Origin of the sequence: Mycobacterium sp. M26 (assembly GCF_001494595.1) — a bacterium.
Classification (GTDB): domain Bacteria; phylum Actinomycetota; class Actinomycetes; order Mycobacteriales; family Mycobacteriaceae; genus Mycobacterium.
The window spans coordinates 3,140,902-3,164,869 of record NZ_LN929908.1; the positions used below are offsets into that span (position 1 = coordinate 3,140,902).

22 protein-coding genes are annotated in these 23,968 nt (G+C 66.2%); 2 read left to right on the plus strand and 20 right to left on the minus strand.

Annotated features, from left to right (window positions below; translation table 11 throughout):
* The first annotated feature begins 1 nt into the window (after position 1).
* Entirely contained in the window at positions 2–1,153 is a 1,152-nt protein-coding gene (locus BN3385_RS24330) for an acyl-CoA dehydrogenase family protein (protein ID WP_059020744.1), read from the plus strand.
* Between the two features lie 82 nt (positions 1,154–1,235).
* On the opposite strand, the gene BN3385_RS24335 is transcribed toward BN3385_RS24330, so the two are convergent.
* The 13 genes from BN3385_RS24335 to BN3385_RS24395 form a co-directional block, all read right to left on the minus strand.
* Complete coding sequence (locus tag BN3385_RS24335) at positions 1,236–2,513, minus strand: cytochrome P450 (RefSeq protein ID WP_059020746.1); 1,278 nt, start codon at positions 2,511–2,513, stop codon at positions 1,236–1,238.
* A 62-nt stretch (positions 2,514–2,575) separates the two neighbouring features.
* Positions 2,576–4,165: an FAD-dependent oxidoreductase gene (locus BN3385_RS24340; protein ID WP_059020748.1), complete on the minus strand. Its 1,590-nt coding sequence runs from the start codon at positions 4,163–4,165 to the stop codon at positions 2,576–2,578.
* A 28-nt stretch (positions 4,166–4,193) separates the two neighbouring features.
* Complete coding sequence (locus tag BN3385_RS24345; protein ID WP_059020750.1) at positions 4,194–4,379, minus strand: ferredoxin; 186 nt, start codon at positions 4,377–4,379, stop codon at positions 4,194–4,196.
* Complete coding sequence (locus tag BN3385_RS24350) at positions 4,379–5,779, minus strand: aldehyde dehydrogenase family protein (protein WP_059020752.1); 1,401 nt, start codon at positions 5,777–5,779, stop codon at positions 4,379–4,381. The genes BN3385_RS24345 and BN3385_RS24350 overlap by 1 nt, the downstream gene beginning before the upstream one ends.
* A 7-nt stretch (positions 5,780–5,786) precedes the next feature.
* Complete coding sequence (locus BN3385_RS24355; protein ID WP_059020755.1) at positions 5,787–6,578, minus strand: coniferyl-alcohol dehydrogenase; 792 nt, start codon at positions 6,576–6,578, stop codon at positions 5,787–5,789.
* A gap of 39 nt (positions 6,579–6,617) precedes the next feature.
* Entirely contained in the window at positions 6,618–8,156 is a 1,539-nt protein-coding gene (locus BN3385_RS24360; protein ID WP_059020757.1) for an acyl-CoA synthetase, read from the minus strand.
* Between the two features lie 4 nt (positions 8,157–8,160).
* Positions 8,161–8,565, minus strand: a complete 405-nt coding sequence (locus BN3385_RS24365; RefSeq protein ID WP_059020759.1) for an SCP2 sterol-binding domain-containing protein — start codon at positions 8,563–8,565, stop codon at positions 8,161–8,163.
* 151 nt (positions 8,566–8,716) lie between these two features.
* Positions 8,717–9,436, minus strand: coding sequence for a hypothetical protein (locus BN3385_RS24370; protein ID WP_059020760.1), 720 nt, complete (start codon positions 9,434–9,436; stop codon positions 8,717–8,719).
* Between the two features lie 2 nt (positions 9,437–9,438).
* Positions 9,439–10,278 carry an HpcH/HpaI aldolase/citrate lyase family protein gene (locus tag BN3385_RS24375; RefSeq protein ID WP_059020762.1) on the minus strand — a complete coding sequence of 280 codons (840 nt, stop codon included), beginning with the start codon at positions 10,276–10,278 and terminating at the stop codon, positions 9,439–9,441.
* Entirely contained in the window at positions 10,275–11,597 is a 1,323-nt protein-coding gene (locus BN3385_RS24380) for a phytoene desaturase family protein (RefSeq protein WP_059020765.1), read from the minus strand. Before BN3385_RS24380 ends, BN3385_RS24375 begins: the two co-directional genes overlap by 4 nt.
* Positions 11,598–11,619: 22 nt before the next feature.
* Entirely contained in the window at positions 11,620–12,780 is a 1,161-nt protein-coding gene (locus BN3385_RS24385) for an acyl-CoA dehydrogenase family protein (protein WP_059020767.1), read from the minus strand.
* Position 12,781: 1 nt separating this feature from the next.
* Positions 12,782–14,014 carry an enoyl-CoA hydratase-related protein gene (locus BN3385_RS24390; protein WP_059020769.1) on the minus strand — a complete coding sequence of 411 codons (1,233 nt, stop codon included), beginning with the start codon at positions 14,012–14,014 and terminating at the stop codon, positions 12,782–12,784.
* Positions 14,004–14,456 carry a MaoC family dehydratase gene (locus tag BN3385_RS24395; protein ID WP_059020771.1) on the minus strand — a complete coding sequence of 151 codons (453 nt, stop codon included), beginning with the start codon at positions 14,454–14,456 and terminating at the stop codon, positions 14,004–14,006. Before BN3385_RS24395 ends, BN3385_RS24390 begins: the two co-directional genes overlap by 11 nt.
* Before the next feature lie 190 nt (positions 14,457–14,646).
* On the opposite strand from BN3385_RS24395, the gene BN3385_RS24400 reads away from it, so the two are divergent.
* Entirely contained in the window at positions 14,647–15,678 is a 1,032-nt protein-coding gene (locus BN3385_RS24400) for an MBL fold metallo-hydrolase (RefSeq protein ID WP_059020772.1), read from the plus strand.
* Here the strand turns inward: BN3385_RS24400 and BN3385_RS24405 are convergent.
* The 7 genes from BN3385_RS24405 to BN3385_RS24435 form a co-directional block, all read right to left on the minus strand.
* Positions 15,666–17,393 carry a class I adenylate-forming enzyme family protein gene (locus BN3385_RS24405; RefSeq protein WP_059020774.1) on the minus strand — a complete coding sequence of 576 codons (1,728 nt, stop codon included), beginning with the start codon at positions 17,391–17,393 and terminating at the stop codon, positions 15,666–15,668. The genes BN3385_RS24400 and BN3385_RS24405 overlap by 13 nt on opposite strands.
* Entirely contained in the window at positions 17,390–18,997 is a 1,608-nt protein-coding gene (locus tag BN3385_RS24410) for a class I adenylate-forming enzyme family protein (protein WP_059022384.1), read from the minus strand. The genes BN3385_RS24405 and BN3385_RS24410 overlap by 4 nt, the downstream gene beginning before the upstream one ends.
* 37 nt (positions 18,998–19,034) lie before the next feature.
* A complete protein-coding gene (locus BN3385_RS24415) occupies positions 19,035–19,895 on the minus strand; it encodes an SDR family oxidoreductase (protein WP_059020775.1) in 861 nt (286 codons plus the stop codon).
* Positions 19,896–19,957: 62 nt separating this feature from the next.
* Positions 19,958–21,160, minus strand: coding sequence for an acetyl-CoA acetyltransferase (locus BN3385_RS24420; protein WP_059020777.1), 1,203 nt, complete (start codon positions 21,158–21,160; stop codon positions 19,958–19,960).
* Positions 21,150–22,505, minus strand: a complete 1,356-nt coding sequence (locus BN3385_RS24425) for an OB-fold domain-containing protein (protein ID WP_059020779.1) — start codon at positions 22,503–22,505, stop codon at positions 21,150–21,152. Before BN3385_RS24425 ends, BN3385_RS24420 begins: the two co-directional genes overlap by 11 nt.
* The gene (locus tag BN3385_RS24430; RefSeq protein ID WP_059020781.1) at positions 22,502–23,710 is read right to left on the minus strand and encodes an acetyl-CoA C-acetyltransferase; all 1,209 of its coding nucleotides are present in this window, start codon (positions 23,708–23,710) and stop codon (positions 22,502–22,504) included. The genes BN3385_RS24425 and BN3385_RS24430 overlap by 4 nt, the downstream gene beginning before the upstream one ends.
* Positions 23,707–23,961 (minus strand): hypothetical protein, encoded by a 255-nt coding sequence (locus BN3385_RS24435; RefSeq protein ID WP_059022385.1) that lies wholly within the window; start codon positions 23,959–23,961, stop codon positions 23,707–23,709. Before BN3385_RS24435 ends, BN3385_RS24430 begins: the two co-directional genes overlap by 4 nt.
* Between the last annotated feature and the right edge of the window lie 7 nt (positions 23,962–23,968).

The window sequence follows — 23,968 nt, forward strand, 5'->3', positions numbered from 1 at the left end:
CATGAAGCGATCACTCTACGACGCCGACCACGAGGCCTACCGCGAGACAGTCCGGGAGTTCCTGGCTCGCGAAGTCGCTCCCTACCAACATGACTGGGACAACGAGCGGTGGATTGACCGGTCGGTGTTCGGACGGGCAGCGAAGTCCGGCATCTACGCCCTGCAGATTCCGGAGGAGTACGGCGGCGCCGGTGAAGACGACTACCGGTACCGGATGATCGTCTGCGAAGAGGTCTCCCGGATCAATGCGTTGTCCTTCGGTCTCACCGTGAGCCTGCAGGACGATCTGGTGCTGCATTACCTGATCGACCTGACCAACGACGAACAGAAGGCACGCTGGTTGCCGGGGTTCGCCGCCGGTGACCTGATCGGTGCCCTGGCGATGACCGAACCCGGCGCCGGGTCGGATCTGCGGGGTATCCGCACCACCGCGCGCCAAGAAGGCGACAACTGGATCCTCAACGGGCAGAAGACATTCATCTCCAGCGGGATCATGTCCGACGTGCTGGTGGTTGCCGCCCGAACGAATCCCGAGGGCGGCTCGAACTCGCTGAGCCTGTTCGTCGTCGAGCGGGACACCCCCGGGTTCGAACGGGGCCGCAAGCTCGACAAGATCGGCCTGCCCGCCCAGGACACCGCAGAGCTGTTCTTCCGCGATGCCGTCGTACCGGCGACGAACCTGCTCGGTGAGCCCGGAAAGGGCCTGCAGTACTTGATGAGTCATCTCCCCCGTGAGCGGCTCGGGGTCACTGCCAAGGCGATGGCCACCACCCGCGCCATCTACCAGATGACCGTGGAGTACTGCCAGAGCCGGCAGGCGTTCGGCGGCCCCCTGACCGACAAACAGCACATCCGGTTCGAGCTGGCGGAGCTGGCCACCGAGATCGACGTCGCCGAGGCCTACACCGACAAGAGTGTGCTCGCCTACAACGCCGGCGAGCTGACACCCGTGGACGCCGCCAAGGGTAAGTGGTACGTCAGCGAACTGCAGAAGCGCGTCATCGACCGCTGCCTGCAACTGCACGGCGGCTACGGCTACATGCTGGAGTATCCGGTGGCGCGCGCCTATCTGGACACCCGTATCCAGACGATCTACGGCGGTACGACGGAGATCATGAAGGAAATCATCGGACGCGAGATCGCCGCGGGCTGAGCACCGTAGCGCTGGAGAGCGAGGCCCTCGACACCGATACAGGTGCCGGGGGCCTCGCTTTCGACGTTGCGTCCCTTCGCTTCTAGTCCAGGGTGTAGGGCAGCCGCTTGACCGCGGTGATGAAGTTACCGGTCAAGTACTCCGGCTCACCCACCCGCAGGTTCGGCGCGCGGGTGATCAGCTCGCGGAAGATCGACTCCAGCTGCATCTTGCCCATGAACGCGCCCATGCAGAAGTGCGGACCGCCACCGCCGAAGCTCAGATGCGGGTTCGGTGAGCGAGTGATGTCGAAGGTGTAGGGATCATTGAACACTCGCTCGTCACGGTTGGCCGAGGAGTACACCATCGTCACCCAGTCCCCCTGCCGGATGTGCTGGCCGTGCAGTTCGGTGTCCTGCGTCGCGGTGCGACGGAACGTCATGACCGGCGTGGTCCACCGCACGAATTCCTCGATCGCCAACTTGATGTGTCCGTCGAAGTCATTCTGCAGCAACGCCTTCTGCTCGGGGAACCGATCCAGTGCGATGGTGGAGAAGGTGGTCGTGGTCTTGGTGGTGTCGTTGCCGGCCACCGAGAGCAGGACGAAGTAGGGGCCGAGTTCGTCGTCGGTGAGTGTGCGGCCGTCGACCTCGGCCTGCACCAGCGAGGTCATCAGGTCGTTCTCGGGCTTCTCCCGCCGCGCCTGGGCGAGACTCATCCCGATATCGAGCAGACCGACCAGGGAGTCGGTGAGCACCTCGCCCGGCTCACGTCCGGCGGCGACATCATGGTCGGCCCACGCGACCATGCCCTCGGCAAGCTGCGCCGCGTGGTCGCGTTGCTCCTCCGGGAGCCCAAGCATGTCGTAGATGGTCCACATCGGCAGGCGTTTGGACACCTGCTCGACGAAATCACCGTCCTTGGTGTCGAGCAGATCATCGACGATCGCCTTTGCCTGGTGGTCGATCTGGTCCTTGATCTTCGCGACCTGGCGGGGCGTGAAGACGGAGCTGACCAGTCTGCGCAGACTGGAATGGGCGGCGCCGTCCATGCCGAGGAAGGACTGCGTGGCATCGAGCATCTCTTCGGGCACCGCCTCAAAGGTGATGCCCTGACCCGAGCAGAAGATCTCAGGATTCTTGCTGACGTAGGCGACGTCCTCGTGCCGGGTGACGACCCAGACACCGTCGATCTCCGGCTCCATCATCGAGCCCTCGATCGGCGGGTGCCAACTCACCGGGCGTTCGTCACGCAGGATCTTGAACGCCTTCTCACGGTCGTCGAAGCTCTGCGCCCAGAAGTCCAGCGACGAGATGCCCACCGGGTCGAAGGGTGGACGCTCGGTGCTTGTCGACGAAGCGGTGACGGGTTCGGTGTTCATACTGCTGCCTCCGGGGCTTTCACAATCGGTTGGGGCTGGTGTTCCTGAGTGATGGGCGGTGGTTACGGGACGCTGGCCGCCGCCAGGAGCGCACCGCGGTCGACGATCTTGACCCGCGGGCGCGAAGCCTGGGCTCCGAGTCGCCGCTCGAGTCCGTCGATCAGATGCCAACCCGCCAGATCGACCACCGCCACACCGCTGTCGCTCAAGGTCTCGGCGTCCAGCCGGGCCGGCTGCCCCGATTCGGGCAGGGCTCCGTTGCGGGCATCGGCGAGCAGGTTCGCGACGGTCTCTCTGGCGCACAATCTATTCGTGCCGATGACGCCCTTGGGGCCACGCTTGATCCAGCCGACCACGTAGACGCCCGGCACCACAGCACCGGCATCGACGACGCGACCGTCGACATTGGGAACCAGCCCGGCGGCGTCGTCGAAGGGCAGGCCGTCGATCGGGGTGCCGCGATAGCCGATCGAGCGCAACACTGTCGATGTTTCGACCGCGGCCACTCCTGTGCCATCAACGACCTCGATACCCTCCACCCGATCGGTCCCCAGCACCCGTACGGGACGTGCCCCGAAGCGCAGCACGATCCGCCGGTTGGCCGGATTGGTTGCCCGCCCGGCATATTCGCTGACGATGTCGAACTTCAGCCCACGCTCGTGATCATCGGGCCGCGCGCCCAGCTCACCCTCGACGACGACATCCACACCGGGGATGTCGCCGAGCGCAAGCAACTCGCCGACCGAGAACGCGCCGTCGGCGGCTCCTCGCCGGCCCAGGATGACCACCTCGCGCACACCGCTACCGCACAGCTGTTGCAGAGCGTGATCGGCGATATCGGTGGCAGCCAGCTGATCGGCGTCCAGAACCAGCATCCGGGCCGCATCGAGCGCCACGTTGCCGTTCCCGACGATCACCACGCGGGGCCCGCGCAGGTCCACCTGCAGCCCGGCACGGTCGGGATGGCCGTTGTACCAGCTCACGAAGTCGGCAGCGCCCATGTTGCCGGGCAACTGTTCGCCGGGGATACCCAGATCGCGGGTTTGGGAGGCGCCCACGGCATAGATCACCACGTCGTGGCTGGCCATCAGCTCGTCGTGCGTGATGTCGCGGCCGACGGTGACATTGAAGAAACACCGCACGTTCGGACTGGCCAGCGCGGTCTCGAAAACCTCGACCACGTCTTTGGTCCGCTGGTGGTCGGGGGCGACACCGAAGCGCACCAACCCGAACGGTGTCGGAAGACGATCGAAGACATCGACTTCCACGCCCGTCGTCAGCGCCAGATCGGCGACGGCGTAGCAGGCGGCCGGACCGGCTCCGACAACCGCGACCCGAAGCGTGTCACGCCCCAACGGGCCGGGCTCCCACTTTGCCGGGTTCGGCCGGACCACCAACGGTTCGGCGGCGAAGTAGTCGGCGTTGATCTTCGCGAACCGTGCCTGCGATGCCGGAACGTCATCCTCGTGGTAAATCGCACCGACCGGGCACACCGCCTCACAGGCCCCGCAGTCCACGCAGGTAGTCGGATCGATATAGAGCATCGGGGCAGCCGTCCCGTCTCGACCGGGAACGGGCCGGATGCAGTCGACGGGACACACCGGGATGCAACTGGCGTCGGTGCAACAGTTTTGGGTGATGACGAAGGCCATCGATATGCCTCTCTAGCTGGCCGGCGGTTCAGTTCTCGACGGTGATGGCGCCGGTGGGACAGGTGGATGCGGCTTCGGCGACCGGGCTCGGGTCGGCACCAGCAGCGGCCAGGACGTGTGACTGACCGTCCTCGCCGATCTCGAAGACGTCCGGCGCGATCATTTCGCACAGCCCAATGCCCGAGCACTTGGTGGTGTCGACACGGATCTTCATCAGAAGACCTTCCGCATGATCCTGATCGCCCGATCGGTGTAGGGCGGATACGTCAACTTCAGATCCGGCTTCGCGGTCTTGGCCAGCACGGCACGACGGTGGCTCAGCGCCTCGAACCCCCAGCGGCCGTGATACTGCCCCATTCCGCTGGCCCCCACTCCCCCGAACGGAAGTTGCGGAACCAGGCAGTGCATCGCGACATGGTTGATCACCGCACCACCGGAGGGAATCGCGTCGACCAGTTCGCGCCCCAACTGCTGTGAGTTGGTGAACACGTAGAGCGCCAGTGGTTTGGGCCGTGAGTTGACGAAGTGCACTGCCGCATCAGTGGATTCAACGGCCAGGATCGGCAAGATCGGCCCGAAGATCTCATCGGCCATCACCGAATCGGTGGGTGCCGGGTCCCTGATCACCGTCGGCTCGACTGCCAGCGTCGCGACGTCCGCGTTGCCACCGGCGACGATGCGTCCGGTGGTGGTCTCGATCAGTCCCGCGATCCTGTCGAACTGTCGCTGGTTGACGATCCGCTGACCGCTGCCGGACTCCTCGGAGCGAAATGCCGCCATGGCCGCGACGACTTTCTCGGTGAAGGTATCGACGACCGCCCGGTCGGCCAGCACGTAGTCCGGGGCGATGCAGGTCTGCCCCGAATTCAATAGCTTCACCCACGCCACCCGCCGCGCTGCGACGTCGAGATCAGCATCCGCGGTGACGATCACCGGGCTTTTGCCGCCCAGTTCGAGGGTCACCGGGGTCAGGGTGGGTGCAGCCGCGGCCATGATCTTGCGGCCGATCTCCGTTCCGCCGGTGAACAGCACATGATCGAACCCTTGGGCGATCAGGCTCTGGGTGGTGTTGGCATCACCCTCGATCACCTGAATAGCCTGTGTATCAAGATATTTCGATACCAGTTCGGCCATGAGCCCAGAGGTGGCCGGGGCCAGCTCGGAGGGCTTGAGCACCGCGCAGTTGCCTGCGGCCACCGCCGCCACCAGCGGGGCCATGCTCAGGTAGAACGGGTAATTCCACGGTCCGATCACCAGGACCACGCCCAGGGGGTCGTACTGCACCCAGCCCCGGCCCGGGAGCTGGGCCATCGGCAGCGGCTGGCGGCTGCGCCGCATCCACTTCTTCAGATGCTTACGCGCATAGGCGGCCTCGCCCTTGGTGGAGGCGATATCGCCCAACCACGCCTCGACCGGCGGGCGGCCCAGGTCCTCGGCCAGTGCCTGCGCGATGGCCGGCTCCTGTTCGTCGCACATCGCCTCGATGGCGTTGAGCTGGTCGAGCCGCCACTGTACTGGCTTGGTGCGCCCCATCGAGAACATCTGGCGCAGTCCGGGAAGAACCGCCTCGGCCGGCTCTCCCACCGGCAGGGGTGTGACTGCATCGATCGTCATCGGAACCTCAGATCTCCGGCGCCGCTACCACTCCGGTGCCCACCGCTCCGGAGATTCCGCCATCGATGGCGAGGGCTTGGCCGTTGACCCACCCCGCTGCGTCGGAGGCCAGGAACAGCACCACGGAGGCGATGTCTTCGGGTTGGGCGTGCCGACCGAGCAGGTCCTTCAGGCCGTCGAGGGTGTCCTTGCCCATCGATTCCTCGAAGTCGACCAGGATCGGCGTCTCCACCGGACCCGGCAGCACGGCATTGATGCGGAAACCCATCTGGCCGAAGGCCAGACCCATGGACATGGCGTAGACGGTGCTGAACTCCTTGGAGAAGTTGTAGGCGTTGCCCTCCTGGGGATTCTCCTTGAACCACGCCGCGCCCTCTTCGAACGTGTCGGTGGCCAGCACGTCACGCAGCGCCTCCAGGCGCAGCGGCCAGCCGAAGCCGGCCGTCGACGACACGATGGTCACCGTGCCACCGGGCACCAGGCGCTCGAAGAACGCCTCACTGAGGTGCCGTACCGCCAGGCTGTTGACGGCGAAGACCAGATCCGCCGGCGCCGTGCCAGGAATGCCCGCCACGTTCATCAGTCCGTCATAGGGACCGTCCAGTGCTTCCAGCGCCGCATCGATGTTGCGCGGGTTGGACAGGTCCACCTCGATGTGTTTGGTGACCTTCGCCGTCGGGGTGTTGCGATCCAGGCTCGTCACCAGGGCACCCGCTGCCAGCAACTGCTCAGCAACCGCATGGCCGATACCGGACGCGGCACCGGTCACCACGTAGTGCTTACCCGTGAAGTCAGTCATCGTTGTTCTCCGCTCAGTCGTGGGGGTGGGCGTGGACGGTTATCGGGTTGCCGCTGCGTAGTGCTGCAGCAGCAGGCGTTTGGCCAGCTTTCCGGTTGCCAGCCGGGGAAGTTGATCGACGAAGTCCACGGTTCGGGGCGCCTTGTAGTGCGCGATGCGCTCCCGTACGTAATCGATGAGTTCGGCGGCCAGCTCGTCGGACGGTTCCTGGTTAGCCGCCAGCTCGACCACGGCCTTGACCTGCTCCCCCATCTCGGGGTCGGGCACCCCGATGACCGCGACATCGCTGATCTTCGGATGCAAGGCCAAGACGTTCTCGATCTCCTGGGGATAGATGTTCACCCCGCCGGAGATGATCATGAACGCCTTGCGATCGGTCAGGAAGAGGTAGCCGTCAGCATCGACATACCCCAGATCACCTACCGTTGACCAGTTGTCGTGTTCGGGATGCCTTGCCGCCCTGGTCTTCTCAGGATCGTTGTGGTAGGCGAACGGCGCCCGGTCGCGTTCGAAGTAGATCGTGCCGACCTCGCCGGCCGCAAGCTCCACCCCCTCGTCGTCGCAGACGTGCAGAATGCCCAGCGCCGCCCGGCCGACCGACCCCCGCTTGGTGAGCCACTCGGGAGTGGTGACGACCGTGATGCCATGCCCCTCGGTGGCACCGTAGTACTCGACGAGAATCGGCCCCCACCAATCGATCATCGCCTGCTTGACGTCGGGCGGGCAGGGCGCGGCAGCGTGCACGGCAAGCCGCAGGGAGGACGTGTCGAAGGACTCGCGCACCTCGGCGGGCAGCTGCAACATCCGGATGAACATGGTCGGCACCATCTGGGTCACCGTGATGCGGTGTTCCTGGATGGCCGTGAGCACACCCACCGGGTCGAATTTCTCCATCAGGACCACGGTTCCGCCGAGGCTGTGCACTCCGCCGCACCACTTCAGGGGTGCGGCGTGATAGACCGGGGCCGGTGACAGGTAGCGATCGTCGGCGTTGACGCCGAAGGCGTGGGCGAGCATGCCGACCAGCGGCTCACCGGGTTCATCGACCTGGATGCCGAGCAGATGCGGCTTGACGCCCTTAGGACGCCCGGTCGTTCCCGAGGAGTACAGCATCTCGGCCCCACGGGGCTGATCCTGCAGCGGCTCGACACTGTCATCGATGAGTATGTCGTAGGGCACGTGGCCGGTGACCTCGCCGCCGAAGCAGTACCGATGGCCGACGTCGGGGGTCAGTGCGGTGATCTCCTCGGCCAGTTCCCGTACACCAGCCGAGGCGAACAGCACTCGCGCACCCGAGTCGTTGACGATGTACGCCGCCTCGTCAGCGCTCAGATGCCAGTTGACCGCCGTGATGTAGAGCCCGGAACGGATTGCGGCCCAATACACCTCGAAAACCTCGAGGACGTTGTCCGACAACAGCGCCACCACGTCACCGGTCCGCAGCCCGGCGTCGGACAGTGCACGCGCAATCGATGCCGATCGCCGGTCAAGTTCGGCGTAGCTCAACACCCGGCCCGACTCGGCCATGACGACGGCCGGCCGGTCGGGAGCCGAGACGGCATGGATTCCCGGGAACATCGACTCAGGCCAGCAGGTCGTCGCGGCCGTCGGCCTTCAGTCGTTCGATATAGGTGGGATAAAGCTTCTTGCCCAGCGGAGCGATCTTGAGCAGGCTGGCGACGTTGCCGTCCACCTTGATCTTCTTCTTGGCCATCGCCATCGGCAGGTTGACCTTGCCCTGCCAGTAGGCGCTGCCGAGGTCCGCGGTCATCGACATCGTCGCGGACGGCGCCGGTCCACCGGCCAGGCCCTCCTGCACCGTCTTGTTGCCCATGTCGATCAACACAACCGAATCGGGATCGGTGAAGTCGAACGCGACGACGAGCCCGGTGGCCTCGAGCTTCGGACCGATCTCAGGATCGGTGAACGCTTCCTCGAAGATTCCGCCGATGTACTTCACGACCTCGGCCGAATTGGCGAACCCCATCGTTCTCCTTAATTTACTTTTGATTCAAAACTGCTGTTGTAACTATGCTCACACCTACAACCCGATAAGTCAATCTCGCGGAAGATCGCCCTACCGCAGACGCCATAGACACTGGCAGGCATACCTTTTGGCCACACGACTGCGCGGCGGTCTAACCCGTCGCCGCCGGAGCCGCGTCGGCCCCTGCCCTGCCGTGGACATCGTCCTTCAGTGCAGCGTTGCGCAGCACCAGACCCATCGCGATCAGGAAGATGGCGTAGGTGGTCAGCGCCAGCCAGAAGATGAAGATGCCGCGCCAGGAGAACGGTCCGCTGTGGAAGAAGAAGGCCAACGGATCGGGCAGAAACGACGCGGCGATCCAGAAGTTCAGGTATCCGACCCAGCGCGGCACAGTACCGCTGTCATCGCGCAGGATGGCCACTCCGATGGCGATGTTCTGGATGATGAACGGGGCGATGGGCGTGATGAAGAGCAACCAGGCGATGTCATTGAGGGTGACGGTGATCTCCGGATTGCGGTCGGGCCGAAACGCGATGACCGTCATGAGCAGCATCGGCAGCAACAGGAACACCCCCGTGCCGGCGCCCGTGACGAGCTGGATCAGTGCCAGCAGGGGATTTCGCCGGTCCATCCGCAGCATGCGGTAGCCGATCAGCGCAATCAGCGGAAAGACCAGACTGACGCCCAGCCCGGCGATCACCAGCCCGGCGATCACCCGCGGGCCGCCGCTGTAGAAGCTGACCACTTCGGCGGTCGTCGACGACGAGCCGAGCGGAAACGGCAGCACCCCCGAAATCAGCCAGCCGATGAACGCCACGACGACGGTGGCCGGGCCACACCACGCACAGACAAGCTGAGTACCACGAGACATCGTCAACTCCATTCCATCACTGCACTGCTCGATCTACTCGCGATGCGGCGAGCACGATCGACGACCGGCTTGTCGACCATCCGGCCGTCGACCACGCACACCTGCCCGTCGGACGCCGCCGTGAGGACCCGTCGGGCCCACTGGACCTCGGCCGCCGAGGGCGAGAAGCCCTCGTTGACCGCGCTCACCTGCGAGGGATGGATGCACAGCTTCCCGCCGAACCCGAGTCGGACGGCAAGTGCCACATCGGAGATCAGCGCGGTGTCGCCCCTGATGTCGGTGGTGACACCGTCGAGTGGCGCAGGACGTCCCGCCGCCGCCGAACCGAGCACGAGTGCGCTGCGCGCGTACTGCAGGGCGTCGGCCGCGTCAGGATCCACGCCCAACTCGGCGGCCAGGTCGATGCTGCCGAAGGCGGCTCGCGCAACTGCTTCGACGCCGCAGACCGAGGCACACGCGTGGATACCCGCGGCCGTCTCGACGAGCGCGATGAGCGGCACGGCGGGTCCCAGGGTGGCCGACACCTCGGCGAGTTGTGCAGCGCTGTGCGCCTTGGGAACCATGACGGCGCAGCCGTGCCCGCCCACCGCCGCCAGATCATCGGCACACCAGGCAGTGTCAGTTCCGTTGATGCGCACCACCGCCGGAGTCGCGGCAGCGGCGAGGAATTCAGCAACGGCAGCCCGGGCCACGTCTTTGTGGCCCGGCGCGACGGCATCTTCGAGGTCGAGCACGACGAGATCCGCGCCACTGGCTACGGCCTTCTCGAATCGATCGGGCCGGTCGCCGGGGACGAACAGCAGACTCCTGGCCGACGCTACGCGCTCGGCGAGGGTGGTCAGCTCCGCACCGCCACGGGGTAGGTGGCGACGATCTTGTCAACCACCAGCTTTGCGGTTTCGGCACATGCGGTCGTTCCGCCGTTGGCGTACTCCTTGACCCCGTCACCGACGTTCCACAGCCCCTCAACGGGAGTCTCGTGGGTCAGGTCGTAGCCGGCAACGGCACGCTGCGGCGGCCACTCATCCCGTGTGACAGCGATATTGAGGATGCGTGCACGGCGGTCGAATTCCGTGATGTTGTCGCGCAGGTCGGCCAGCAGGAGTTCGGTCTCGGCGGCCTCATCGAAGTCTCCGGTGGGGTTGTCGGGCACCGACGTGCCCACATAGAGATTCCAGCCCGCCGGAGCCATTTCGGGGCAGACATCGGTGAAGTTGGCGATATAGGCCAACCGGCGCGACTTGGCGAAACTGAGCATGCCCGGCACATCGATGAGGCGCTCCTGGCTGGCGAAGTTGACCGAGATCATCGACGTCGGCCGGTCTGCCTTCGTGACCGCATCCAGGTAGTCCGCGGGCACGCCGTCCGCACCCAGCAACCTGACGGTGGCGGCCGGTCCGATGTCACTGATGACCAGTGGCGCTTCGATCCGCACGGTCTGGCCGTCGCGGACGACGTCGATTCCCGTCACGGCATTGTCGTCACCCCGATGGATCGTGGTCGCCGACGTCGACAACCAGATCTCGCCGCCGTGGGCCACCACCGCGTCGGCCAGTGCACGCCAGATCCCGATCGTGCCCTCCGGGTGGAAACCGAATCGTTTGAACGCGCTCTTGCGGGTGAAGTAGGTCAAGAAGACCCGCGCCGGCAGATCCTGGGACCCCACGGCGAACACCGAAGCGCACATGTTGCGGAAAATCCCATGCACACCTTCGTTCTTGGTGTACTTCGATACCCAGTCGGCGGTGGACAGTTCGTCTTCGGGAAGCCCGGAATCATTGCGGGCCGCACCAATCCCCTTGACCAGCTTGGCACCCTGGCGGGTGAGCTTGCCGAGCAGCAGACCCCAGCCGCCGCCGGTGACGTCGATATCCTTGCCTGCGATCCGGTACAGAATCGGCGGTGTGGGCTCCCGGATGTCGAACCGCGCACCCACTTCCTCGCACGTTTCCTGGGTGATGCCGCCGACCTCGATCACGATCGCACCGACGTTCACCTTGAACCCGTCGATATCGTCGGTCGACGCGCGGCCGCCCACCTTGTCCAATCGTTCGACAACCAGGGTGCGGTAGCCCTGCTTGGCGAGCCGAGCGGCGGTGAACAGACCGCCGGCCCCGGCACCGATCACCACCGCGTCGAAGTGGTTGTCGCTTGACGTCATCGTCGTTCTCCTTGAATTCCGTTCAGTAGGAACGCGGCAGACCCAGCGAGGTCTGCGCGACGAAGTTGAGCACCATCTCCCGGCTGACCGGGGCGGTGCGCATCAGGCGGGTGACGAACCACAACTCGGACAACCCGTATTCGTGGGACAGCCCGTTGCCGCCGTGGGTCTGGATCGCCTGATCGAGGGCCTTCAGTGCCGCGTCGGAGGCCGCGAACTTGGCGATGTTGGCCGCTTCGCCGGCGGGCTGGCCGGCATCGAACTGCTGGGCGCTGAGTGCGGTGGCCAACCGGCTCAGCTCCACGGCGATATGACTTTCGGCCAGTGGATGGGCCACCCCCTGGTGGGCGCCGATCGGGGTGGACCAGACCGTGCGCTCCCTGGCATAGGCCACCGCCTTGTCAATGGCATACCGGCCGATGCCACCGCATAACGCGCCGACCAGAATGCGCTCGGGATTCAGGCCGTCGAACACCTGGCGCAGGCCGTCGCCGGCCTGCCCGATCAACGCGTCCTCGCCCACCTCAACCTCATCGAGGAAGACGGTGAATTGCCGGTCCGGGGACACGATCGAAGTGTCGATCTGCTGGAAGCTCAGGCCCTTGGCGTCGGTGGGGACGACGAACAGCGACAGCTTGGATTTCTCCGGGGTCGAGTGCTCGGCATCGCGGGCCACCACCAGGACGGCATCGCACTGGTCGATCGCGGAGATGTAGTACTTCGAACCCGAGATCACCCAGCCGCTGGCGGTCTTTCGCGCTGTGGTCTTGACGTTGTGGCTGTTCGAGCCGGCGTCGGGCTCGGTGAGGCCGAACGCCATCTTCTGGCTACCGTCGGCAATGCCGGGCAGCCAGCGCCGCTTCATCTCCTCCGAGCCGTGCATGGCCACGATGCAGCCACAGATGGCCGGCGAGATGACCCAGATCAGTAACGGCATGCCGTGCGCGGCCAACTCCTCGACGACCACGACGGCCTCGGTCATCCCGCCGCCGCCACCGCCGTACTCCTCGGGAAGGTGTACACCGAGGAGCCCGGCGGCGCCGAGATCTTTCCACAGTTCCTCGATGTCGCGGCCATCCCGGCCGCGCTGCAGGAAGTACTGCGCTCCATAGCGTTCGGCGATTCCGGCGACGCTCTCCCGGATCGCGCGGTGTTCGTCGCTGTCGGTGATCAGTCCAGTCATCTCATGCTCCTTCGAAGGAGGGTTGTTGCCGATCCGCGAAAGCGGCAATGGCGGTGGCCGCGTCGCGGGTGTTACCGGTTACCTTGAGTCCGCGCAGTTCCGCCTCGAACTGCCCGTTCAGATCGTTGGCCCAGCTGTCGCGCAGCAGGGCTCGCATCGTGGCGAACGCCACGGTCGGTCCGGAGGCGAGCTCGCGGGCCAAAGCCATTGCCCTGTCGCGAAGTTCGACACTGGGGACGACTTCGGTCACCAATCCCCACTCGAGCGCCTCGGACGCCGAAATCGCCGTGTTGCGCAGGTACGCAGCAGCGGCCCGACGAGGTCCGATCAGCCGCGGCAGATGGTAGGTACCACCACCGTCCCCGGAGAGCCCGATGGCGGCGAAGGCAGTGACGAACCGCGCGTCCTCGGCGGCCAGCACCAGGTCGGCGGCATAGACGAAACCCAGGCCACCGCCGGCCACCGCACCGTGCGCTGCGGTGACAATCGGTGCCGCCAGCTGACTCAGGATGCGGAAGCCCTGATGGAAGGGGGTGACCATCCGGTCGAAAAGGTGTGCAAAACCACCGGACTCCCCCGCCGCTGGATCCTTGTCGACACCAAGGAAGTAGGAGATGTCACCGCCCACCGATAGCGCCGGGCCGTTGCCGCAGATCAACACCGCCCGGACCGACTCGTCGGCCTCGACCCGGCGCGCGACGTCGAGAAACTCTTCGGCCAGCCGCAGATTGATCGCATTGCGGGTGTCCGGTCGGTCCAGACAGATCACGGCCAGCCCGTCCTCGACGCGATAGTCGATGGTGTGCAGCCGTCCGCCGCCGTCGAGGGCCGCGTGCCACGCCGCGGTATCGGTGAACTGGGTCAGGGTGGCGATCCGCCCCTGATCGTCGAAGGACAGGATGTGCACGAATGCCGCGTCGAGGTCAGCCTTGGATCGGCGGGCCGTTCCGCGGTAGGTGCCGATGACGATCAGCCGGCCGTCGTCGAGGGTCTGGAAATCGGCCGCCTCGGCGCGGGCCTTGAAGTGCTCGCCGATCCGCCACCACAGATTGGTGCGCATCGCCTCCGGGCCGACGTGGGTACCACCCATCCTTAACGGCAGCCCCTGGGCGGCGTGACCGACAAAGTCTGATGCCAGGAGACCACCTAGTGCGTCGGCGTCACCGACGGCCAGTGCCTGGTAAAGCGCTTGTGCTGCAGCGACCTTGGCGTCGCGGCCTACGTCAACGGACATAACGGATGATGGATTCGATTACCGCGGCCGGCTTCGCGGCCCCTTCCACCTCGATGGTCGTCACCATCGTTGCCTGCGCGCCACCGTCGACCGCGTCGACCTGGGCGATCCGCGATGCCGCCCGCAGCCGGGCACCGACCGGAACCGGCGTGATGAAGCGGACCTTGTTGAAGCCGTAGTTGATCGCCATGGTGACGTTGTCCACCCGGTAGAGGTGGTGCATGAATCGCGGCAGCAGCGACAGCGTCAGCAGACCGTGCGCGATCGTCCCCCCGAAGGGACCCGAGGCGGCACGTTCGGGATCGATGTGAATCCACTGATGGTCATCGGTCGCGTCGGCGAACACATCGACCCGGTTCTGGTCAACGTCGAGCCACTCGGTGGGCCCCAGCTCGGTACCCGCCGAGGCCTCGAATTCCGCCAGGCTGTCGAACACCTTCATCCGGTGATCCGTCCTTTCACCCATACCTTTGGATCCACTGCGAGCGCCCGTCGGCGATCAGCCGTCTAATCGATATTTGAATTTGTGCACTGCGCCTCAGGCTGCGCCTATCAGGCCAGCAATCTGACCATAACATCATTTTCTAGTATGTGTTAAATTCTGTGGAGGAAGATCAGGAGGAGCGTCCCGGATGCCAGGAACACCGGTCACGGCGGCCACACCCGGTGTTGTGGAAGCCATCACCGACACCGTGGCACGCGTCGTCTTGCCGTTACCGCTGCCGGATCTCCGGTCGGTCAACACCTACGTCCTGCACTCCCCCAGCGACGGCGTCACCCTGGTGGATCCGGGCTGGGCTTTCCCACCCGCTGAGACCGCCTTGATCCAGGCCCTCGATGAACTCGGATACGTCATCAGCGATGTCGACCGGATCGTCGTCACCCATCAGCATTGGGATCACTACTCGCTGGGAGTGCAGTGGCGGGATCGGCACGGCATCGAGTTGATGCTCGGTCGCGAGGAGCGCCACAGCATCGAGTCGTTCGCCAGGCTTCCGCACGAGGTGCACCCGACCCAGGTTCCGCAGCTACGACGGGCCGGGGCGGTCGAACTGGCCGCCGAGATCGACGCGCTCGACTGGGAGCCGTTCGAGCGCGGGGTGTCCTTTGATTACCCGGATCGCTGGCTGGACGACGGGGACGTGATCGACTGTGGCGTCGCGGCTATCACCGTGCGCGCAACCCCCGGCCATACCCGGGGTCATGTCGTGTTCGAGGACTCGGCGCGCAGACTGATCTTCACCGGTGACCACCTGCTGCCCCGGATCACACCCTCGCTCGCGTTCGAACGCGCACCGCAGCCGATGGCCTTGCGGTCCTATCTGGATTCCCTGCAGCTGATCCTGGAACTGCCGGACGCCAGGATGCTGCCGGCGCATGGGACCACCGATCGCACCACCCACGTACGGGCCGACGAACTGCTCGCCCACCATGCCACCAGGCTTCAGATCATCGGTGATCTGGTCGCGGCCGGTCGGCCGCGCTGTATCGACATCGCGGCCGAGATGCGCTGGACGCGAGGGGAACTGGCCTTGGATGCCCTCAACGCCGTACACCGGATGACGGCGGTCCTGGAAGTGCAGGCGCACCTGGACCTACTCGAATTCCAGGGTTGGGTGACCGGTGCGGACGTCGACGGTGTGCGTCACTATCAGGTGGCTTGACCGAACATCGCGCCGATCTGGTCAACCAGCCGGAACTTCTGCACCTTGCCCGTCGGTGTCGTCGGCAGCTCATCGGCGCCGAGGAACACCACCCGCTTGGGCACCTTGAACCGGGCCAGGTTCTGCCGGCACACGTCGAGCACATCCTGCTCGGTGATGTCGCCACCGACGGCGGGGACCACCACCACGCAACCGATCTCGCCCCAGCGCTCATCGGTGAGTCCCACGGCGAAGACCTGACTGATGTCCGGATGCGCGGCCAGCAGATCCTCGATCTCCTTGGGCATCACCAGCTCGCCACCGCTCTTGTAGAGCTCCTTACTGCGACCGGTCACCTGCAGGTAGCCATCGCTGCGAACGCAGCCCAGATCGCCGGAGTGCAACCAGCCGTCACGGAGGGTGCGTGCGGTGTCCTGCGGCCTGTTCCAGTACTCGATCATGGTGGTGGGACCATTCGAGATCAATTCGCCTTCAACACCCGGAGACAGCACGGCACCGGTTGCCGGGTCGACCGCCCGGTAGGTGACCAGCGCATCGGTACCCGGGACCCCGGCCGCACCCGCGATCTTCGGGCGGCCCACGGTCTCGGACAGCACCTCCAGCGGATCCTCGGGCAGGGTAAGCGTCATCGCTCCGCCGCATTCGGTCATCCCGTAGCCGGTGACGATCTCGGTGACGCCGAAGTCACGAACCACTGTCGGCCACAACCATCGCGGCGCGGGCGCGGAACCACACAGGATCGCCCGCAAAGAACTGAGGTCGTAGTCTTTGCGGGCGTCGCTCTGGACCATCGCGACGGCCATCGTCGGTACGCACAACATATCGGTCGCGTGGTGCTGCTTGATACCGCGAAAATAGCCCTCGGCGCTGAAGGCCGGCTGCAGGACGACAGCGCCCCCGACGAACATCACCGACATCAGGCCTTCGACATAGCCGAACATGTGATAGCACGGAAGGGAATACAGCACCCGGCGGCCGTCCTGGTAGGCGCGGGTCAGCGCCGAGGCATAGGCCGTGCGCAATACCGCGTCGTGAGACACGACGACACCCTTCGGGGAACCGGTGGTGCCGGAGGTATAGAGAATATCTCCTGCCGCGAGTGGATTGACCTGCGAGGCAAGCACTCCCGATGTTTCGCTGGCACCGAGTTCGGCAAGGGCCGTAACACTGAGCGCACCGTCGCGGGGGGTCCCTCCGGTGTCGAGGACCACCACGGCACGCAGGTCCGGGACGGTGTCCGTGTCGTCGGGGCGAGTAGCGAAGGCTCCGCTATCCCATCCCGGCGCGATACCGTCGAGCATCTGCTGGTAGTCCAGTGTGCCGTACTGCGTCATGGTCACCAGCACCCGGCAGCCGGAATCAGCAAGGACAAAAGCCAGTTCGCTCTCGCGATAGAGGTAGTTGAACGGCACCGCGATCGCGCCGACCCGGGCGATCGCGAACTTGATGGTGACGAACTCGGGATAGTTGGCCATCACGAGCCCCACCCGATCGCCGGGCTGCACTCCCAGTGCCGCCAGTCCGGCGGCCAACCGCTGCGACTCGTTGCGCACCTGAGCGTAGGTCAACGACGCCGTGTCGGTCAGGACGAACGGCCGGGTCGGGTACTGCGTCGCGCATCGGTCCAGCCACTCGGCAAGGCTCACCGGCTGCCAAGACGGGAACCGATCCCGCAGCGACTGCCGACGTGCCTGGATCGACAACGGGTCCGTCACAGTTCGTCCACTTCGCCGGCGACAACGGCCGTCCGCAGGGCGAACCGTTGGACCTTGCCGGTCGGTGTCGTCGGGAATGTGTCGGTGACAAACCAGCGCGCCGGAACCTTGTACGCCGGCAGGCGTTCACGCGCGTAGTCGACCAGGCTCTGGCGCAGGGCATCCCGATCCGCACCGGTAACGCGGCAGACGAAGGCGACCACCTCGCCCAGCCGTTCGTCGGGCAGACCGATCGCCGTCGCCTCCACCACCTGATCGTGTTCGGCGATCACCAACTCCACCTCCGCGGGGGTGATGTTCTCGCCGCCGCGGATGATGAGTTCCTTGAGCCTGCCGGTGACGGTGAGGTAACCCCGCTCGTCCATCGCACCGAGGTCGCCGGTGCGGACGAAACCGTCCAGATCCAACGCCGCGGCAGTCGCCGCGGGGTCATGCAGATACTCGACGAACTGCTGGTATCCGCGCGCGCAGATCTCACCGATCTCCCCGGCGCCGACGGTGTTACAAGTGTCCGGGTTGATGATCTTGCACTCCACCTGCGGCAGCGGTCGGCCCACTGTGGTGAGCCGGTCGCGCCGGCAGTCGGAGGGCCGGGTTACCGACAGCACCGGTGCGAGTTCGGTCTGGCCGTACAGGTTCAGGACGTCCGCCCCGAAAAGTTCTGCAGCCGCCTCGATCAGCTCGGCGGGAACCGGTGACGCCCCGCCCATGATCACGCTCAACTGTGGTGCAGGAAGGTCGGACCCGTGTTGCTCACCCACCAGTGCATGCAGGATCGCCGGGACATAGAAGAGGACCGACACCTGCTCGTCGCGCAATGTCTGCAGGGCCGGCTCGGCGCCGAATCGCTCGCACAGAATCGCCGTACCGCCCACCCAGAGCGGACCGAGCGTGCCGATCACGCATCCCGCGGTGTGGAACAGCGGCAGCGGGTTGAAACAACGCGCTCCCGGCGCCACCTCACCGGCTTCCACAGTGAGCTTGGCGACGTTGACCAGCGCACGGTGAGTCAGCAACACACCTTTGGGCCGGCCGGTGGTGCCCGAGGTGTATTGCAGCATCACCGGCGCATCCGGGCCTCGCGGGGCGCGACTGGCAGGGACAGGCTCCGAGGACATCCAGATGTCGTTGTCCGACAGGGAGACCCGTCGAATCCCGGGGATCTGTGCGCAGACCCGGGCCGCAACCTCGGCCATCGGGTAGTCGCGGCTGACATCCGCGTGCAGCAGGACCCGGGCTCCGCTGTGGCGCAGCGCATAGTCGAGTTCGCCATCGTGCAGCACCGGATTGAGGGCCACCAGCACCACTCCGGCGAGCGCGGCGCCGTACTGGACGACTGTCCACTCGAGGACATTCGGCGCCCACAGCGCCACCGGCTCACCCGGTTCCGCTAGCGCGCTCAGAGCCGCTGCCACCCGGCTCGCCTCGTCGGCGAGCCGGGCGTACGTCAACCGCTCAAGCGCGCCGGAACCGTGCCGGACCCCGACCAGCGCCTCGCGCAGCGGGTGCTCGCTGGCGCGAAGCCGCAGTAGGTCCCCGACGGTGTGGTCGACCAATGGCACCGACCGATCGGCGGCCCTGAAGGCCGTCGTCAGTCCCGCCATCGTCGACGCGGCATCCGGCACGGCGTCCACCTCGTTGTCAGACGGGATTGCGACCGAGCGTCGCAACGGTCATATCGCTGATCTGAGACCATTGCGCACCGATCTCGGCCAGTGTCGGGGGCTTGGCGAACGTGACACCCTCGTTCTGGAACTGGGCGACCCGCTGCACCAGACCACCGCCGACCACGAACACCGAAGCGGTGTCGGAGTTGTCGGCCGACATCAGGTAGCCGACGGCAGGTGCCACCAGCTCGGGGTCGAGCTTGTCCAGCACCTCCTGAGGCGCGATATCGGCCGTCATCCGGGTAGCAGCCAGCGGCGCAATGGCATTGGCGGTGATCGAGTACTTCGCCCCTTCGATCGCCAGCGTGTTGATCAGGCCGACCAATCCGGCCTTGGCAGCGCCGTAATTGGCCTGGCCGAAGTTGCCGTACAGCCCACTGGTCGAGGTGGCCACCACGATGCGGCCGAAGCTCTGCTCGCGGAAGTGCGGCCAGGCAGCGCGGATCACGTTGTAGCCGCCGTAGAGGTGCACCTTCTGCACCGCATCCCAGCTCTGGAGCGTCATCTTGTGGAAGGCGCCGTCCCGCAGGATGCCGGCGTTGCTGACCACACCGTGGACGGCGCCGAACTCGTTGAGGGCGGTCGCCACGATCCCCTCGGCGCCGCTGGGCTCGGCGACCGAATCGTAGTTGGCCACCGCGCGGCCGCCGGCGCTGCGAATCTCGGCGACCACGGTGTCGGCGGCCTGCGTTCCGGCGCCGGATCCGTCCCGGGCGCCACCGAGGTCGTTGACGACCACCAGCGCGCCGTTGGCCGCCAGGAAGTGGGCGTAGGACCGGCCCAGGCCGCCCCCCGCACCCGTCACGATGACAACTTTGTCGTCCAAACCCGGCACTGCTACTCCTTTTTCACGCTCCCGGACGGGAGTGGGTTGTTATCTCGCTCGATCCGCGCCGCTCAGCTGCGGCGGTGTTGTTCCTTGGACACCACCGACACGAACGACACGCAACCGCCGGGGCGTCCGCCGAGGTTGTGGGTCAGCGCCGTGTGCGGGTCGTCGAGCTGACGCTCGCCGGCCTCGCCGCGGAACTGCAGCCAGGCCTCGTAGAGCATGCGCAGTCCGCTGGCCCCGACCGGGTGACCGAACGACTTCAGCCCACCGTCAGGGTTGACCGGCAGGCGGCCGTCGGGGTCGAAACTCCCGCCGAGAACGTCTTTCCAGGCCTGTCCGGTATCGGAGAAGCCGAGATCCTCCATCAGCACGATCTCGGTCGGGGTGAAGCAGTCGTGCACCTCGGCCAATGACAGCTGTTCGGCGGGCCGGTCGATACCGGCCTGCGCGTAGGCGTCCTTGGCCGCCTTCACCACTTCGGGGAACGTGGTGTAGTCGTAGGCCGAGTCCATGTAGCCCCGAGCCGAACCCGCCACCAGCGACAGACCCTGCACGTACATCGGGCTGTCGGTGAACTCGTGGGCCCGTTCGGCAGAGACGATCAGCGCGCAGGCCGCACCGTCGGAGACACCCGAGCAGTCGAAGACACCGAGCCGTCCGGCCACCTTCGGCGCACCCTCGATGGTCTCCCGCGCCACCGGTGAACGGAACTGCGCCTTGGGATTGCGGGTGCCGTTGTCGTGGTTCTTCCACGCCACGTGGGTCATGGCCGCGCGCATCTCGTCGGGGTGCACCCCGTAGCGTTCGCAGTACGCCGGGTCGAGCAGCGAGAAGGCTGCGGGCGCGGTCATCGAAATCTCCGGTGCTGTCCCGTCGCCGGGCGGATCCTGCCGGAGCAGACCCGAATAGCCGGAGTCCTTGAGCTTTTCCACACCAACGGCCATCACGATGTCATAGGCCCCGGCCGCTACCGCATAGCAGGCGTTGCGGAACGCTTCCGAGCCGGTGGCACAGAAGTTCTCGACTCTGGTGACCGGCTTGTCATCGCTACCGATCGCCCTGCTGAGCGTGAGCCCGCCCAGACCGGAGCTCAGGGTCCCCAGCCAGTAGGCGTCCACGTCGGATCGGTCGACGCCGGGCACCGATGCCAGGCATTCCTGGTACGCCTCGAGGATGAGGTCGTCGGTGGAGGCGGTCCAGCGTTCGCCAAAGGCGCTGCAGCCCATGGCCACCACCGCGACTTTGCCGGCGATCCCGTTACTCGGCATCGTCCTGCACCGCCTTCCAGAAGTAGTCGTGAATGCCGCCCACGGTGAACAGTTTCCGGAACGAGAAGCGGACCCGGCTGCCGACCGCGAGGTGCGCCGGGCGGGCGTCAGCGACCTCCAGGGTGCACCGGCCGCCGCCGTCGATGTCGATCACGGCCTGCACCATCGGTGGTGACGGGGAGTACGCCAACCGGTCCACCGTGTAGGTGACGACGGTCCCGGACAACCGGCCGACGGCGATGTCGCTCATCTCGTCGATCGAGCGACACGAGCGGCAGACGCGGGTCGGAGGCAGGTGCGTGAAACCGCAGTTAACGCAGCGTGTTCCGGTGAAGCCGAACTTCCAGCGCTCGGCGCGTGCGGCGGGCGGCGCGGCTGCGCGATCGGGCTCCGGCCGACGGGGCGACTCCAGCGTGACCAGGCCGCGCCACGACAGGTACGTCAGATGCGGCACCGCAAGGCCGGTCTCGCGCTGCACACTCAGCGGCACGGCCTGGCGAGCATCGGGGAGCGCGTCGGTGGTGCGGAACAGCACCGCATCGCAGCCGTCGACGGCCGACAGCAGCAGCACCGTCTCGCCGGCGTCCGCGTTGTCGAAGGCACCGGCCAGCGCGATCAGCGGATCGGCCGCCCCGGTATGCCCAACGGGTGAGGTGAGCACCGACTTCTGCCCCTTGACCAGGGTGGCGGCCCGCTTGATGACCGCGGTGTTCGGGCAGGCGAGCACCACGTGATCAGGATCGGCCACCCCTGCGGTATCGAGCACCTCGCGGGCCGCCTGCCGGATGAGTGCGCTGTAGCGCTCAGCGCCGAACCGCTCCTCCCACTGATCACCTGTGGGTGACAGCGGATCCCGCCAGCGGTCCAGGAACTCCGCGGTGACCGAGGTGGCTGCCAGAAGGTCCGCGATGGGCTCGCCAGCACCGAACAGCAGTGCTGCCGCGCCGTCGCCACCGCTCTTCTCGTCCGCCGAACCGGGTTTGCCCACTCGGACGTCGGCGGCCACCACCAGACCACCCGTCAGGGCAGCACTCCGCAAGCCTGCGACGGCACTGCGGGCGGTCCCACCGAGATCGGCCGCCAGCACGCCCGAGGGCAGCCCGAGAGCGGCATGCACCGCGCTGGCATTGGTCTTATCGGCGTAGGCCGGCGTGGTGGTGGCCAGGTAGAGCGCCGCTAGTGGGGTCGACGGATCGACGAGCTGCGCGGCGGCACTGACCGCCATGGTGGTCGAGTCCTCGTCATAGGAAGCCACCACCCGATCACCGCGCCGCAGTCCGATATCGGCGGCGGCGAGCCGGTGCCGGGGCAGGTAGCTCGCATACCCGACCACGCCGTAGGTCACGACGGGCTCCTGAAGACAGCCGCAATTCCTTGACCGCCACCGATGCACATGGTTTCCAGCGCCAATCCCCCACCGCGGCGACGCAATTCGTACATCACCGTGGCCAGGATGCGCACACCGGTGGCGCCGATCGGATGTCCGAGTGAGATGCCCGAACCATTGACGTTGAGACGGTCTTCGACATCGTCGGGCTTCAGACCCCAACCGGCCAGCACCGCGAGCACCTGGACGGCAAACGCCTCGTTGATCTCGATCAGATCCATCTGGTCGAACGTCAGGCCGGTGCGGGCGAACAGCTTCTCCACCGCACCCACCGGTCCGATGCCCATCCGGGACGGCTCGCAGCCTACTGCGGCCCAACCCTCCAGAAAGCCGATCGGTTCCAGTCCCAGCTCCTCCAGGCGATCCTCGGCGACCACCAAACATGCTGCGGCAGCATCGTTTTGCTGGCTGGAGTTTCCGGCTGTCACTGTTCCGCCGGTCTGCACGGTGCGCAGGCGGGCGAGGCTCTCGACGGTGGTGTCGGGGCGCACCCCCTCGTCCTGGTTGACAACCACCGGTTCGCCGCGCCGGACCGGCACCTCGACCGAGATCATCTCCTCATCGAACCGGCCCGCACTCTGCGCGGCGGCGGCCAGCCGGTGACTGCGGGCCGCGAATTCGTCGGCGGCGGCGCGGTCGATGCCGTAGTCGGCGGCGAGATTTTCGGCGGTCTCGATCATTCCGCTGATCTCCCCGAATCGCCAGACCGGCTGCGACATCTGGCGGCCGCGGTCCAGCCGGTCGTAGAGCATCTGGTTGCCCGACCGCGAACCCCACCGTGCGGTGGTGGTGTAGTGCTCGATGTTGCTCATCGACTCCACCCCACCGGCGATGACGACGTCGGCGGCGCCGGTCTGCACCGTCATCGCCGCGGTGATCACCGCCTGTAGTCCGCCACCGCAACGGCGGTCGATCTGCAGCCCCGAGACGTTGATCGGAAGCCCAGCGTGCAGCGCGGCCCATCGCCCGATGCACGGCGCCTCGGAGTTGGCGTAGGACTGGGCCATTACGACGTCCTCGATCACCGCCGGGTCCACGCCGCTGCGTTCGACCAGCGCGGTGAGCACCCGGGCGGCGAGATCCTCGGCGCGAAGCGGTCGCAGAGTGCCGCCGAACGTGCCAACCGGGGTGCGGACCGGGCCGACAATGGCTGCGCGCCTCATCGATCTCCCCGCCAACGATCAGCCGACGGGTCCAGCAGGGCGGTCAGCTTCTCCTCGGACAACCACACGATGGTCTCGAGTTCGAGGGCGTCCAGGAAACGCACCCGACCGGTGCGCAGGTCCTCGACCCGAAGCCGCGGTGAGTTCGCCTCGTTGTCGACGCTGACCGCCACCTCGGCGAATTCGCTGCCGACCACTGCTCCCACGCCGGGGATGGTCACCGGTGCCGAGTCGTCGAATTCGATTGCCATCACCACC

What these genes read in the sequence shown, in the direction of transcription:
- BN3385_RS24355 (WP_059020755.1), bottom strand. Translation starts at nt 6,578, where the DNA reads ATGACTGACTTCACGGGTAAGCACTACGTGGTGACCGGTGCCGCGTCC.
- BN3385_RS24380 (WP_059020765.1), bottom strand. Translation starts at nt 11,597, where the DNA reads ATGACGTCAAGCGACAACCACTTCGACGCGGTGGTGATCGGTGCCGGG.
- BN3385_RS24360 (WP_059020757.1), bottom strand. Translation starts at nt 8,156, where the DNA reads ATGTTCCCGGGAATCCATGCCGTCTCGGCTCCCGACCGGCCGGCCGTC.
- BN3385_RS24400 (WP_059020772.1), top strand. Translation starts at nt 14,647, where the DNA reads ATGCCAGGAACACCGGTCACGGCGGCCACACCCGGTGTTGTGGAAGCC.
- BN3385_RS24430 (WP_059020781.1), bottom strand. Translation starts at nt 23,710, where the DNA reads ATGAGGCGCGCAGCCATTGTCGGCCCGGTCCGCACCCCGGTTGGCACG.
- BN3385_RS24345 (WP_059020750.1), bottom strand. Translation starts at nt 4,379, where the DNA reads ATGAAGATCCGTGTCGACACCACCAAGTGCTCGGGCATTGGGCTGTGC.
- BN3385_RS24385 (WP_059020767.1), bottom strand. Translation starts at nt 12,780, where the DNA reads ATGACTGGACTGATCACCGACAGCGACGAACACCGCGCGATCCGGGAG.
- BN3385_RS24370 (WP_059020760.1), bottom strand. Translation starts at nt 9,436, where the DNA reads ATGTCTCGTGGTACTCAGCTTGTCTGTGCGTGGTGTGGCCCGGCCACC.
- BN3385_RS24420 (WP_059020777.1), bottom strand. Translation starts at nt 21,160, where the DNA reads ATGCCGAGTAACGGGATCGCCGGCAAAGTCGCGGTGGTGGCCATGGGC.
- BN3385_RS24340 (WP_059020748.1), bottom strand. Translation starts at nt 4,165, where the DNA reads ATGGCCTTCGTCATCACCCAAAACTGTTGCACCGACGCCAGTTGCATC.
- BN3385_RS24330 (WP_059020744.1), top strand. Translation starts at nt 2, where the DNA reads ATGAAGCGATCACTCTACGACGCCGACCACGAGGCCTACCGCGAGACA.
- BN3385_RS24435 (WP_059022385.1), bottom strand. Translation starts at nt 23,961, where the DNA reads ATGGCAATCGAATTCGACGACTCGGCACCGGTGACCATCCCCGGCGTG.
- BN3385_RS24395 (WP_059020771.1), bottom strand. Translation starts at nt 14,456, where the DNA reads ATGAAGGTGTTCGACAGCCTGGCGGAATTCGAGGCCTCGGCGGGTACC.
- BN3385_RS24410 (WP_059022384.1), bottom strand. Translation starts at nt 18,997, where the DNA reads ATGGCGGGACTGACGACGGCCTTCAGGGCCGCCGATCGGTCGGTGCCA.
- BN3385_RS24335 (WP_059020746.1), bottom strand. Translation starts at nt 2,513, where the DNA reads ATGAACACCGAACCCGTCACCGCTTCGTCGACAAGCACCGAGCGTCCA.
- BN3385_RS24365 (WP_059020759.1), bottom strand. Translation starts at nt 8,565, where the DNA reads ATGGGGTTCGCCAATTCGGCCGAGGTCGTGAAGTACATCGGCGGAATC.
- BN3385_RS24390 (WP_059020769.1), bottom strand. Translation starts at nt 14,014, where the DNA reads ATGTCCGTTGACGTAGGCCGCGACGCCAAGGTCGCTGCAGCACAAGCG.
- BN3385_RS24350 (WP_059020752.1), bottom strand. Translation starts at nt 5,779, where the DNA reads ATGACGATCGATGCAGTCACACCCCTGCCGGTGGGAGAGCCGGCCGAG.